We start from the raw sequence: 13451 nt of genomic DNA, 5'->3' as shown, positions 1-13451 counted from the left end.
AAAAAACGGGTCCACGACTAATAAATGCAATCCATAGACCAGTCTGCTAATGTCACATTTCTTTGATGCTACTACCGGTGTACCGCTGCTTACCTGTCCGCTTCAGGTTGGACAGAAAAAAACGGTTGGCTTGTTTGGGGGTGATTTTTCTGGAAATGACCTGGGCGTTTTTATTGACCAGAGTGTCGTAAAAATACAGGAAAAGAAGCGCCAGGCTAATTTCAGGTATTTTGATTTGACGGGCCTGACAACTGGTCAGTCGGTGCTGCATGCTTTCGCGGGTCTGTATGATTATGCCTTGCCCATTCCGGTTACTGTAACGAAAAAGATGTTTACCCCACAGGGTAAGCTAGCGCAGCGGCAAGCGGTTGTCAATGAGGCACGTAGCCACGTTGGTAAAGCGCACTATCTGTGGGGAACGGCCGGAAATACCCCTGGTCTGGGCGACGGCGCTAAATACAAACCGAAAGTTGCCCTGATGCAGACCGACTCGTTCAACCCAGGCGACCCGTCCGTGCTGACCGCGTTCACTACGGTTGACGGGTTAAACACCTGCGCTGGTTCGTCGAACAATTTTCCGCAACGATCGGCTCTGGAAACCAATGCTTACCTCCTGGCCGGGCTGGCTCTCCCTGTCGCCAATCTAACCCCCCGAACCTACAAATTCAATGGCCTGACAAAACTCATCGGCAGTAGTGGCAACGGAATCGTTTGGGGTGAGGTGTGCACGGGCAAAAAACACTTCGATTGCATTGGCTTCGTCAATTATTGCTATGACCGCAATGTCGTAGCGGGTCGGTATCCCTTCGGGACCAGCATTGTGGAATTAATGACGAACTCGGCCAACTATAGTTTGGTAGAGGTGTCTGACCCTAAAGACGTACTCAACGGTGATATTATTGGACAGTATACAACTGCGGCTGGCTGGCATCACATCGGCATGGTGTATCTGGAAGGTAATGCGACTAAAGTAGTGCAGGCGGCTGATTCGCCAATTGGCATTACGGATACAGACGTGTATAACCCATCATCCCCTGGTGCCTGGACCAAGCGGGTTCGGATGCTGGATATGATGCTTTAATCGGGAACGAGTCCATATGTAAACCCGGCAAATGCATCAATAAGTGACATAGCCACAAGACAAATCTTTTAAAATGATAAAAAATGGCGGTTGGTAAAGTAGTAGCAGCCTGGGCAGCGGGCAAAGTCGGTCATCGGGTTGGCGATGGACAATGCTGGACATTCGCGGAAAATGCGCTTAAAAATGCGAACGCCAAGACGTCGAACGACATCATGGGGGCCGACGGCGTCAACTCCGATGCGGATTACGTCTGGGGAACGCCCGTATCCCTGGCGAACTTAATGCCCGGTGATATTATCCAGTTCAACTATTACACGGTGCATGTCGACGCAGCCGATGGCAGCTGGTGGGAAGAAACGCGGGGTGAGCCACGACACACGGCCATTGTAGCCTCCGTGGGGGCGAATGGGAAGGTTGTTGTCTATGAACAAAATATCCCGGATGGCGGAGCCGTCAAAAAAACCACCCTCTATTTTAAAAATACAGACAGCGTTACAGTCGGCGGCAACTGGTGGTTTTACCGGCCCATCCCTAAATAGTAGAGCTCAACCCACTGATATACAGACCAACGAAAAGCCTTACTCAATAAATCAAGTTACTTACATTCCAGCTCATGGCAGTCAATAAACCCCAGATCGGTGGAGTTATTATCCCCGAAGAAACCAGCGAGGCCATTAAGTTCCTCCAGGAGAATAAAACGGCGATAGTCGGCAAATTCACCGCCGATTCAATGAGCCAGGCCCCCGTTCAGGGTGTGCAGAAATTACAGGATGCGTTCGATACGTTTCAGCCAGAGGTCGACGTAACGCACGAAACCGAAGACGGTCAGGAAGTCAACGAAACGCTGTTTTTTCAGAACCTGACGGCGTTCAGCAAGCAGGGCATCATTGACCAGAGCGCTTTTTTACAGGCGCTTCAATCGCAGGAAGATAACTACCAGAGCCTGATCAAGCGATTGATGTCGAACAAAGCTTTCCAGAAACTACTCGCTGATCCGCAGGCCAAACAGGCGTTTATCGACGCATTGAATACCATGGCGCAAGAACTTGAGGATGCCGATACTAATTAATTGAACTGCTGCCCCACTCATCCAAAAACGCAATATACACCATGGCAAAAGAAGAACAGAACCGGGAGAATGCCCCCTTAGTGAAGGAACGACTTGCCGAGCAAAAATCGGCCCGGCCCCTAACGGAAAGCGTGCAGCAGTTGACCAAGTATGGTGGATTTGAATTCATCAAAACGATCGTGGATGGCACCGAAAACATGGACCCGTCCAAGAAAGCACGCAAAAGCATTTTTCTGACCGAAGACGACAATAAGCCGGACCGAAAAAAACTCAAAAAACGGCTACAGGATTTCGCCGAGTTGCTGGCAGCCCATGACAACGTAGCCGACATGATTGCCGAGGCCGAACAGAAAGCAGCCTCGGCCAGCCAGACGCTCAAGACGAACCTGGCCAACGTGCTGACCCAGACCGAAGAGCTGGAAGCCTCGTATCGATCGCTATCGCTGTTTTTTGAAAACGCGGAATCTGAAAAGATCAAAAACCTTGTCCTGTTCGACGCCGGAAACGACCAGACCACCGACGCTGACGGATTCAGTAATCCAACGGGAATTTTTGAGCAGGTCGCGAAAGAATTGCGCGATGGCTATGACAAACTCGATCTCTCCGAGAACTACTCACTGCTCGTGTTGCCGGGCTGGCTCAAGAAAAATACGATCATTGACAAATGGGCTTCGCTGGCGCATCAGAACAAGGTCATGATGCTGACCGATTACCGACATCTGGATGATCCCGACAGCGTCGAAGCTACGTTCGAGCGCGACAAGCTAACCGGTGCCGACCCGCAAAAAGCAAACGTAATGATGCCCTGCAACTGGATCGTAGGCCGCGAAGCTTATACTGAACTGGGCCAGGACGAACACCTCTACGTATCACCGGCCATGGCGCTGGCGGGCATGCTTTGGGGTGGACATATTGCCCAGCCGTCGGCCGGGGTGCAGCATGGTAAGCTCAAAATGGCCAGCGGTGTGCGGTTCAGCATGCGCAAAGGGGAAATTGCTCAACTCGAAGATAAAGGCCTGATTCCCATGGTCTATGAATATGGGCGCGTCATTCCTTTTTCGGCCAAAACGCTCTTCAACGGCGACAACGTAGGCTTACAAACCTACAGCGTCGTGCGGGTATTCGACTGGATTGGGAAAGTCTTTCAGGATTTCCTGAATCGCCGGACCTTCGAGAACATCGATAACAAGATGCTGGAGGAAATCAAAGGTCAGGTCGCCAGTTTTCTGGCCACAATCCGGGGGCCGGGCAAGATCATCGAGGATTTTAGCGGCCTCGACATCCGGCGCCACCCAACGAATCCAACGCACGTGATCGTGAACGTCAAGCTAAAGCCGTTCTTTCCGGCCAAGGTATTTGAAATCAACCTGACTGGTACCAAAGGCCAGTGGGATACTGACTTAAAACAATAACCAATTAATTCTAACGCGTAAAAACCACGTACTATAATGGCACACAAGTCAACGTTGAAAATCGACGGCAAAGAGTATGAAGTGCTCTCTCTTTCGTACAGTTTTCATCAGCATGTAAATCCAAACACCAACGAAACTACCTCAGAAGTATTCGGCGGCAACATCGACGTTTCGATTGAAACCCGCAACGCTGATGCCAAAATTATTGAGCTGATGGTGTTACCGCACAAAGACGACATCAGCGGAAGCATTGAGTTGAAGAACCAGAAGGGCGAAGAGCTGCGAACGATCAAATTCGATCACTCGGCCATTATCAACTTCAGCGAGTCATTCAGTTTATCGGGCTCGGGCTCGGGTACGCAAAGTTTTACGATCTGTTCCCGCGATCTGGACGTGAACGGGCAGAAACTGAAATTACTGCGGGAGTAAGATGGAGTAATTTGACTGAACAGGTTTCCGACAAACGTCAGGTTTGTCGGAAACCTGACCTTATTATTCACACTACGTTGATCTGCTTTCATGGTACTTAATGAAACCTTGACGTTCAATCAGCTTGAAGACAGTATTCGTAAGTCGTTCAATGGCCTGACGGCTAAGCATGAGCGTATAAGAACGGGAATGCTGCTGTATAAATTTACGGACTATGAGGTGTTCAATCCGAGTGGTCGGATTACGCCCTTCTGGGGCACGATGGAAGACCTCGTTGATCTGTTGGCTTATAGCAAAAAGAAAGGCAAAACTCTGCTTGACTGTATCCGGCAGCGCAATGCGGTGCTACATAACTGGAACGGTCTGAATTCGCTGGTAGTCGTCAGGATTAGTCAGGACGTATTCGGTTTCACAGGCAATATCGGCCCGCAAACCGAAAAAGGGTACGGTAAAGAGGGCGAAACGTATGCCCGGCATTTTACAAGCCCGATTTCGCTATGGGGCGGAGCTAGTCAGGTGTATTTGCCCGGCTTACAACGGCAGCATATTTCGGAGGTTATTCCTGCCGAAACGGTATTGATCCGGGATGATGCCAGCGACATTCTGGCGTTCCTGACTGATTTAGTATTGGTTTGATTCTGGTGTATAACAGTAAAAGTCCAGCATGCTATCGAAGCTAAACCATCAAATTTCATTTATTAATTTCCTGACAATCAATTTACAAATGGTTGATTTGTTAGGTCTTGCTGCATGTTGGCGTCAAGAATGGAGTATTAAAAATCATGCTTTTTACGCACAAATGCCAGATGAAGTAAAGGAGGTGAATACGTTCAGTCTTGAAATAAAAGGTATTATTTCTCGGGTACGAATCGGTGGACACCTAAAATCCGATGTTTAACCATGTCATCCACAAAATCCCCTATCATTCTGGGCTTTGAGCCGGGCGAAAGCCTATCCTCTCTGAACTCCATTATAGTGGGGGTTGGCTGGTCCTGGGGAACGGTTACCATGCCATTTACACCACTTGAGTTTACGCCTGAACGTATTGCGAAAGCACTGGGTCCCGGAAGCGGTTATTTAAATGGCCATCTCCCCCTGACCAATCAAGCCTTTTACGAGGATACATATACCAAGCTACCGCTGGTTGAACAGAAGAAATTCTGGGGCACAAAAAATAGTGTAACCAAGCAGGTGCGCGGTGTTGCCGTTGGTATTAGCGGAGGGAAGTTACTGGCAGACGCAGCCGAAGCCGCTTTAAAAGGAGTTGTGTTAGGCGCTGCTAAACTTGGCCTTAAAGTAATTATCAGAAAAATCATAGAAAAACATTTAAAGACCGTTTCCCTCGATGCGCTGCAATCCTCAACGAGTGGCGATGCTACGTTATACGGGTTGAATGGAAATGATACGTATAATCTATACATGATTGACTTTAACCGGGAGACAAACATATTTTTCATCAATGCGGGTATCGGCGCCATCGCGGCTGCCTCCCTGAATCTAGCGTTCTTTGGGTATTTTCCATCCATGCCAAGCACGATGCCACTTCAGGATTTACCCGACTATCTGTGGGATTGCTCTAATAAAGCCATTGCCTTTACGGTAATAAATGATGCGGCTCTTGGCCTGATTATGCCGGGTGCCAATGTATCGGTCATTTCTTCCTGATGCGGAATTTTTCATCCGGGAATCCCACACGCAGTTGATTCATCTTTACTAGCCAATGCCTTTATGCCTTCCACAACGCAACTTATTGCCACAGCTGACGTAACTATCAACGGCATACAATTACCTCGTTTCAACAGTATTTATCTGAATCAGCCGTTCGAGAGTCACCATACGTTCGAGATCAGCCTGTCGCCGGATATGTTGCCCAACCGCACGGCTGTGGTTCGACTTAATGACCTGGCCGACAGCTTTGTAGGAGAACAGATCACGATCAGGTTTAAACAGGGCATGTCAGTTGGCGGCAAAGTGAACGGTCAGCAGGGACAGTTATTTCGGGGTATTGTTACGTCGGTAAGGTTGTCCAGATCGCAGTCGAGCACAACCTCAGTCATCATTTCAGGAAGCAGCCCCACCATTTTACTCTGCGCTGGCAAAACGATCCGCTCGTTTACCGACATGACGCTGAAAGATATTGTCAGTAAGCTAACGGGGGCGGCTGGGCTGACCAGCAAGATTGATCCCGATTTAACGGTGCCTTTTTCATACACCGCACAATATGAAGAGGATGAATATACTTTTTTACAGCGCAAAGCGCAGACATGGGGCGAATGGATGTATTATGATGGCGAGACATTCATCTTCGGCAAAAAAGCCCGCCCATCCGTCCCGCCCGTTGCGCTGACCCTGGGCGTTAATCTGTTCGATATGGAATATGCCCTGCGGGTAACTCCACTCAACAGCAAGTGGCTGAACGATAACTTTTTAGACAATACGAAGAATCAGGCTCCTTCGTCCTCCCCGGTCGATGGCCTTCAGACGTCGGCCAAGATAGCCGCCGATAAATCCGAAAAACTATTCAACGTTATACCGACGATGGTTAATCCGGGTCTACATTCGAGCAGCAGCCTGCAGGACGTAGCCAAACGTAACAAAGCGAAACAGGCCAATGAGCTGGCCGTTTTGCAGGGTCGAACGCCCGAAATGGAACTCCGGGTAGGCGGCCTGGTCAAAATAAAAGAAGGTGTTTATGATGTCGCCGATGCTAAATTAGGGGCCGTCAAATTAGACACCATCGACTATGGTCAGTTCATTGTCACGCGCCTGACCCACTACGTCGATGCCAGGGGCGTGTATCAGGCGACCTTTGAGGCTATCCCGGAGGCTGCCGACCATCCGCCCGTTGAATATAACGTTCCTCCTTATGTACTCAGAACCGATCTCGCTATTGTCAAGGACATAAACGATCCCGATGAGCTGGGACGGGTAAAGCTGCAGTTCTCCTGGCAAAAAGACGATAATCAAACAACGGATTGGGTCACCCTATCGCATCCCATGAGCGGTAAGGATCGGGGCGTTTATTTTATCCCTGAACTGGAGGAAAATGTGTGGGTCGACTACATGTTTGGCGACCCTGACTTTCCTTTCGTCATTAGTTCCTGGTATCATCTGGACGCCAAACCCGGCGAATTATATAACAAAGAGAACAACATCAAGGGTATCGTTACCCGCAGTGGGAACCACATCGTTCTTAACGATGAATCGGGGAAGGAAAGCATCAAGATCTATAATAAAGACAAGAAGAACAGCATCGAACTCTCGCTCGATGGCACGCACATCACCATCAAGAGCAATGGTAACATCAATCTTCAGGCGGGTGGCGAGATCAACATGAGTGCGGGCGGTAACATCAGCATAGAATCCAAGAAAAACGTTGCCATGTTGGCAACCGACTCCATTGATATGGTGACAGATACGGGGGACATTGACCTGATTTCGGGCAAAAAACTAACGCTTATCGCTGGTACTGACTTAGCCGAATCGGGGAAAACCATAGACATCTCGTCCGATACAACCGCTGCGGTTAAGGCGAGTGTTGCACTCACGCTCGACGGTGGGCCATCGACTACGATTAAAGGGGGTATGGTCATGATTAATTAAGATAATCTGGGGTCACTACGTTTTTATAAACCCATCTGCCAATAACAAATGAATTGCTGATGCCTGACTATTACTCCATACCACCCTCGTTCGGTGCGCTGACCAGACGTCAGCCACTCGAGAAATTGTCGCTTGAAGAATCGGTGGCGCAAAACATTGCGCTCTATCTGGCCACCCGGCCCAGCGAATACCACTACGATCCGGCCTACGGCTGCATCATCCATAACTATGACTTTCAGGAACTCAACGAAACGCCCAGTAAAGATCAGATCAAACGATCCATTGAAGAGTATCTGCGTAAGTTCGACAACCGTATCGAGCCAGAACGCGTAACCATTGAAGTGGCGGATGTAGAGGAAAAAATAGATGGCCGAAATCCGCGCGTTTGCCGCTATATTCAAATTGTCGTCCAGTGTCGACTGACCCAAACCCGTGAACGATTGCCCGAAATGAAATTCCGGGTAGTCCTTTACTCATAAACCCAACCCTATGACTCCGCAACGTCAACGATCCCGCGAGGCCATTCGCAGTGAGATGATTCGGGAAGTAGCCCAGCTCTGGAACTTCGACGAGTCGGAGATGGCCGTGGAGAGTTTCGACCCGCTGGTTGGGTTGTTGCTGGGTGCTTTTGCCACCGGCATTGAAGGATTGCATCATGAATTGCAGAACTCGCGCAATCGTATCGTGCAGCGACTGGCCCAGCTGCTCACGCCCGACGTAATGACCGGCCCGCAGCCCGCGCACGCGCTGATGCGCACGCACGTCATCGACCCCTCGTTTGACGTATTACCCACGCATCCGTTTTCGTGCAATGTCGGGGGGAAAGATACTTACTTTTCGGCAGCTGGCTCTTTCACACTGTACAATGCGAAGATCAAAACCCTGGTCGTTCAGAACAAGATAAAAGAGTACGGTCCTTCGCCAAAGGAGTCGTTTATGAACCAGATTCTACCCGGTAATCAGTGCTGGCTAGGGCTGACGGTTGACGCCGACCTGGAATCGTTCGAGAATCTGCTGTTGTTTTTCGACTGGCGAAATGATCCGTTACGTTCGGTGCATCTGGAACAGGTGGCCGCCACTCGACTGTGGCTAAATAATACCGAACTGCTCGTGCAGCCGGGTTTGCCCGAAAATTTCCATTCTAATAAGGGCACACTTTCCGACCGAATCCATGAACAGGTACGACGGTACTACGGTCGGCATATTTTGTCGGTCAGCAGTATCTCGAAACAGACGAACGACGTAGTGCCGCTAAGCGATTGCCGTCAGAAATGCCCGCCCCAATTGAGTCAGGGATTGGCCGCCGAGGAATCGGTTAAGTTTTTCTCGCAGGAATTAGTCTGGCTGAACATTCAGTTTCCCGAAAGCCTGGCCGACGAGGTTACCTATCGGACCCAGATCGAGATCAATGCCTTTCCGGTTGTGAACCGCAAACTCTGCCTCGATACCCCCGATATTCGGCCGCTGTTCAATGTGTTCCCGGTTCGGCTCGACGCTCAGGAGTCGTTTCTGGAAATGGTGGATGTCGAAACCAGCACCGGACTAAAAATCAACGAAGCGCAGCAGATCACCCGCGACGGTCAGAACCAGTATGTATTACGGCAGGGCGGCATTACCCGCTTCGACGAGCGGGATGGCTACGACATTGTTTCGTACCTGATTACGTTGCTCCGCGACGAAAGCGCCATGTTCAGTTCGCTGGGACGTAGCGAGCTGGAGAGTGAGATAGACGAAATCAGGAAACGTCTCGAAAAAATCAATACCGTCATTGGCGAAGGTGGCCCGCAAACTACCTATCTTACTGTAAAAACAACGGAGAAAACGGGTCGGCTGACGGTAAAGTTCTGGAGTACGCGCGGTGAGTTAGCCAATCGGATTCCGTTTGGCACTAAACTCAGCAAGGACCGAAGTCAAATCGTTTTTTCGGACGAAGAATCAGTGCTCATCACTACGTCGACCGGTGGCAAACAGCGACTTAAACCCGATGAGAACCTGCCCGTTTTCCGGCAGGCGCTGCTAACCCGGGGGCGGGTCGTAACGGTTGAAGATATCAAAGCGGTTTGCTTTGCCGAATTGGGCGACAACCTTCGGGCGGTTACAGTCACGAAGGGTCTTTCAACGGGCATTATGAAAACGCAGGGATTGATTCGGACGATTGACGTGATTCTGACGCCTAACCCGGCCAAATCTTTGCCAGCCGACCAATGGGATGAGTATTGCCACCGCCTTAAACACCTTATTGAACAACAGTCATTTGCCGCAATGCCTTACCGGGTGTTAGTAAAGAATTAATTCATTTATGCTACGAACGGCTGACATAGAAGCGCTTCTGAATCAGGTAACCACCCGGCGGTTGAAGTTCGAGAACGTAGTGAATGAATTACTGGATGACGGTTTGATCACCAAACGGGAACTGATAATCAGCCCGGAACGAACCTCGGCCTATAATTTCGAGCGGGATATTCAGGCGATTCAGGACCGATCGGATGATCGACAGGCAACGCGCTGGCAGATCGGGATTCCACGCGATGGGTTTTATGATACGTTGCCCGAGCGCCTGTTTCACCGGGCAAAAAAACGAACAAAAGACCAGGATGAGTGGGACGAGATACGTCAGGAGGAAGAGAAACAGGAGCAGGAATCCCGGCACTTTTTCCTGCCGTTCGACAACGAGTTCAATCACCAGCGAGCGGCCATTGCCCGGTTTGAAACCCGGACGCTGGCGGGCGATGATGAGCTACTGGTATCGGAACTACTGAAGCTTGTGGCGCCCGATGCGAAGGTGTATTCACTAACGAACCAGCAGAAACTGACGCTGTTTTTACTGATTACTCAGGCCCATCAGCTTGTAGGAAACTGGGAACAGACCGCTTTCTATTTCGGGCGTTTTTTGCAGGCCCCCGTACAGATTCAATACGGTCGGCAAATGGTTTCCGTTAATCGGCAGACCCCGCAAGCTACCGACTGGCAACCGGCCAGACTGGGCGACGGTCGACTGGGTCTGGACTGGGTATTGCCGCAGCCCGATTTGATCGACGACGGCGGACTGGTTCGGCTAACAGTTGGCCCCCTGACCGACAGCCAGTTGCAGAACTTCCTGCCGGGTGGCCTTGGCCTTCAACAGGTTGGCTTACTGGCTGGCTACCTGTTTCCGGCGGATGCCGACTGGCGGATGGATATAGTGGCCAACGCCGTCAACGATGTGTTTAGCTTATCGGCCAGTGAAACCGCCGGCCGATTGGGCATGACCACTACGTTGACCTGATTCGTCAGGAGCAAAACGAGTTTACAGGATTAAGATGATGAACTGACACGAATACATAGAACTTGCTTTACGGATGAAAACAGAGGTTATACTCCCCATTATCGTTTATAGTGTCGTGGCCCTTCTGTGCCTGATCGGGCTGGTTATGCGGCATTCGGGAAAAGAAATCTTCACGAAAAAACTGCTGGCTTATACTGTCGGTATCATAGCCGTTTCGGCTGGCTTAGGGGCAATTATGTTCCGTGTGGGTTCGCTCGTACTGGCTTTTTATCTCATCGAAGCGCTGGCGCTGGGTCTGGGGATTGTGCACGTAGTACTCTCACGAAAACTGTTCTCCTTCCTGCCAACGGGCGGATTCTGGTCAGAGTTGTTATTGGCTGCTTTTGCCGTATTGCTGATTGGTGCGTCATTTTCTGCCATGTTTGGCTGGCTTACGCCATCTGGTCTGCCTGCCTCCTTGCTCGTGACGGGCTTAGTACCGTTTCTGATTCCAGTATTAATGCTATACGCCCTGTACGCCTGGAATGCCATTCCGCCGAAGATCTACAAAAAATGGTTTTACCCGATTGAGCGGCCCGTGCCCTTAGTCGAGTTAGACAATACCCTGCGGCTGAATTTTCTGGTAACCAAGCGGCCCGATGCGCCCGTCTCGAATCGCTTTACGGTGACGCTGCCCGCCGACCGGACACTCGATGAACTGTTTCAATTTATGATTTACTCACATAATCATGAGGAAGACCCGGAGCACCCGATTCTGTATCACGAAGACAATACAGAAGGTACGTTGCTGGGCTGGATTTTCTACCGCGAATCGTGGGGAGGCTGGGTAAAAACCTATTTTGACCCGTCGCTGTCCTTGCTTCGAAATGGTCTCAAGCCTGAAGACACTATTATTGCCAGGAGTTTTAGTAATTAACAGCATTTCGTTGGTATACGTAGCACCAACCAGAATTGCGCTGTACTTATGCTATTTGATTGCTTTTCACTAAAGTACTTATGCTCCCCGAACTGACGCACTGGCCCGTAAACTGGGCCGACGGTATGAAAATATCACGGTCGCATCTGATCGCGAACGACAATGCCCTGCGCGATGCCGTGCGTGACGCCACGGGCTTATTACTCACCAGTTACAATTACGGTCTGTTATCGCCACCGACAGGGCAAGAAAGCCCTTTGTTGCTTACCTGCGATGGAAGCGAACTCACGCTGTCGATCTGCCGGGCCATTACACCGGGTGGGGCACGGATTGACTTTGACGGAGCACGCACGCTTCCCCTTCGGTTGCCGCTGTCAAACGTTCGGGAACAATGGCAACGGGCGAATCATACAATGGGCTATATCGTACTGGATATTAACCCGTTTGAGCCGCAACCCTGGGGCCAACCTGATCCTGAAGAAGTACCGCTACGTTACCCTTACACGCAACCCACCTGCCGACTGAGCGTATTGACGGCATCCATGCTGGCACCCGGTATGTCGGCGGGCTATCATTTGCCCATTGGCAAGTTACTACTGAGCGGGGGCCAGTTCTCGCTGGACAGTACGTATCTGCCGCCCTGCCGCTCGGTGGGTGCCTGGCCTGCGTTTCGCCAGCATCACCAGACGATCGGTAAAAACCTTGGTAAGATTGCTGATTTTGCGACGACGGTGATTGGGAGGGTGCGAACGAATGCCCGATCGGGACAGGCTAACCTGCTGGCCTCCAGCATTGGCTATTTGGCGGAAGCCACCGCACGAGTAATGAGTGATCATCTGGATGCTTATGATATGCGTGGGCAGGACGAATCGCCCCTGTTTATCGTTGAACTGGGTGTCCGACTGGCCCGAACGTTGAAGCTTGCCATTAAAAGTACCCCCGATCAGGAGCGGGATACGATGTTTAATTATTTCAAAAACTGGTGCAACGTCAGTCCAGCCGAATTCGAAACATCGCTACAGAATCTGCTGGAAGAAGACTATTTGCATGCCGATTGCCAACCCATGATCGCCCACTTTTATAATCTGACCGATAAATTAATTGCGCTATACAGTAAATTGAGTGAATTAAACTACGTCGAAAAAGAGCGCGGCACGATTTATCAGGAAAAGCAGGAACTGGACCAACAACCCACCAAACGCAAAGGCATCTGGGGGTAAACCCATCTCCAATTGTCCAGCAGCCACAAATCGAACAATCACACCTTAAATGGATAAGTAGAATGGGACTTCCAGCCGCCCGAGTGCTCGATATGCATATCTGCCCGATGGTTACACCGGGCCTTCCACCGGTTCCTCACGTAGGTGGACCAATTACGGGTCCCGGTACACCAACCGTCTTGATTGGCGGACAGCCAGCCGCCTGTGCGGGAGACCTCTGTACTTGTGTGGGGCCTCCATCCAGTATCATTATGGGGTCTGTAACCGTATTGATTGGTGGCAAACCTGCCGCCCGCGTCGGCGATCCAACAGCGCACGGTGGAACGATTATGCCACCGGGTTGCCCAACCGTTTTAATTGGCGGTTAATTTTCGAGTGGAGTTATGGCAACGCTGTTAACCCTCTCTGGAGTCTACCCTCGTTGGTGATCTTCATATACTTCTCCAGGTTGAAGGC

Annotated in this window: 15 protein-coding genes; all 15 read left to right on the top strand. The window is 50.5% G+C overall.

The window, feature by feature from the left end; all coding sequences use genetic code 11:
- Positions 1-49 precede the first annotated feature (49 nt).
- The 15 genes from ACYVEA_RS13030 (at position 50) to ACYVEA_RS12960 (ending at position 13363) form a co-directional block, all read left to right on the top strand.
- Positions 50-1081: a hypothetical protein gene (locus ACYVEA_RS13030; RefSeq protein WP_461113861.1), complete on the top strand. Its 1032-nt coding sequence runs from the start codon at positions 50-52 to the stop codon at positions 1079-1081.
- A gap of 83 nt (positions 1082-1164) precedes the next feature.
- Complete coding sequence (locus tag ACYVEA_RS13025; RefSeq protein ID WP_461113860.1) at positions 1165-1620, top strand: hypothetical protein; 456 nt, start codon at positions 1165-1167, stop codon at positions 1618-1620.
- A 74-nt stretch (positions 1621-1694) separates the two neighbouring features.
- Positions 1695-2150 (top strand): hypothetical protein, encoded by a 456-nt coding sequence (locus ACYVEA_RS13020; protein WP_461113859.1) that lies wholly within the window; start codon positions 1695-1697, stop codon positions 2148-2150.
- Between the two features lie 41 nt (positions 2151-2191).
- Complete coding sequence (locus tag ACYVEA_RS13015; RefSeq protein ID WP_461113858.1) at positions 2192-3562, top strand: type VI secretion system contractile sheath protein TssC; 1371 nt, start codon at positions 2192-2194, stop codon at positions 3560-3562.
- Positions 3563-3598: 36 nt separating this feature from the next.
- Positions 3599-3991, top strand: coding sequence for a type VI secretion system tube protein TssD (gene tssD, locus ACYVEA_RS13010; RefSeq protein WP_461113857.1), 393 nt, complete (start codon positions 3599-3601; stop codon positions 3989-3991).
- A gap of 90 nt (positions 3992-4081) precedes the next feature.
- A complete protein-coding gene (locus ACYVEA_RS13005) occupies positions 4082-4627 on the top strand; it encodes a hypothetical protein (protein WP_461113856.1) in 546 nt (181 codons plus the stop codon).
- Between the two features lie 28 nt (positions 4628-4655).
- The gene (locus ACYVEA_RS13000) at positions 4656-4889 is read left to right on the top strand and encodes a hypothetical protein (RefSeq protein ID WP_461113855.1); all 234 of its coding nucleotides are present in this window, start codon (positions 4656-4658) and stop codon (positions 4887-4889) included.
- A gap of 2 nt (positions 4890-4891) precedes the next feature.
- A complete protein-coding gene (locus ACYVEA_RS12995; RefSeq protein ID WP_461113854.1) occupies positions 4892-5656 on the top strand; it encodes a hypothetical protein in 765 nt (254 codons plus the stop codon).
- Between the two features lie 63 nt (positions 5657-5719).
- The gene (locus ACYVEA_RS12990) at positions 5720-7594 is read left to right on the top strand and encodes a type VI secretion system Vgr family protein (RefSeq protein ID WP_461113853.1); all 1875 of its coding nucleotides are present in this window, start codon (positions 5720-5722) and stop codon (positions 7592-7594) included.
- A 59-nt stretch (positions 7595-7653) separates the two neighbouring features.
- The gene (locus ACYVEA_RS12985) at positions 7654-8073 is read left to right on the top strand and encodes a GPW/gp25 family protein (protein WP_461113852.1); all 420 of its coding nucleotides are present in this window, start codon (positions 7654-7656) and stop codon (positions 8071-8073) included.
- 10 nt (positions 8074-8083) lie between these two features.
- Positions 8084-9886, top strand: a complete 1803-nt coding sequence (locus ACYVEA_RS12980) for a hypothetical protein (RefSeq protein ID WP_461113851.1) — start codon at positions 8084-8086, stop codon at positions 9884-9886.
- Positions 9887-9893: 7 nt separating this feature from the next.
- Positions 9894-10859, top strand: coding sequence for a type VI secretion system baseplate subunit TssG (locus tag ACYVEA_RS12975; protein WP_461113850.1), 966 nt, complete (start codon positions 9894-9896; stop codon positions 10857-10859).
- A gap of 73 nt (positions 10860-10932) precedes the next feature.
- Positions 10933-11775 (top strand): TssN family type VI secretion system protein, encoded by an 843-nt coding sequence (locus ACYVEA_RS12970; protein ID WP_461113849.1) that lies wholly within the window; start codon positions 10933-10935, stop codon positions 11773-11775.
- 80 nt (positions 11776-11855) lie between these two features.
- On the top strand, positions 11856-12995 hold the full coding sequence (locus ACYVEA_RS12965; RefSeq protein WP_461113848.1) for a hypothetical protein: 1140 nt from the start codon (positions 11856-11858) through the stop codon (positions 12993-12995).
- 62 nt (positions 12996-13057) lie between these two features.
- The gene (locus ACYVEA_RS12960) at positions 13058-13363 is read left to right on the top strand and encodes a PAAR domain-containing protein (protein ID WP_461113847.1); all 306 of its coding nucleotides are present in this window, start codon (positions 13058-13060) and stop codon (positions 13361-13363) included.
- Positions 13364-13451: the final 88 nt, after the last annotated feature.

The organism is Spirosoma jeollabukense, from assembly GCF_054777855.1.
This window is presented reverse-complemented; position numbering and strand designations above follow the sequence as displayed.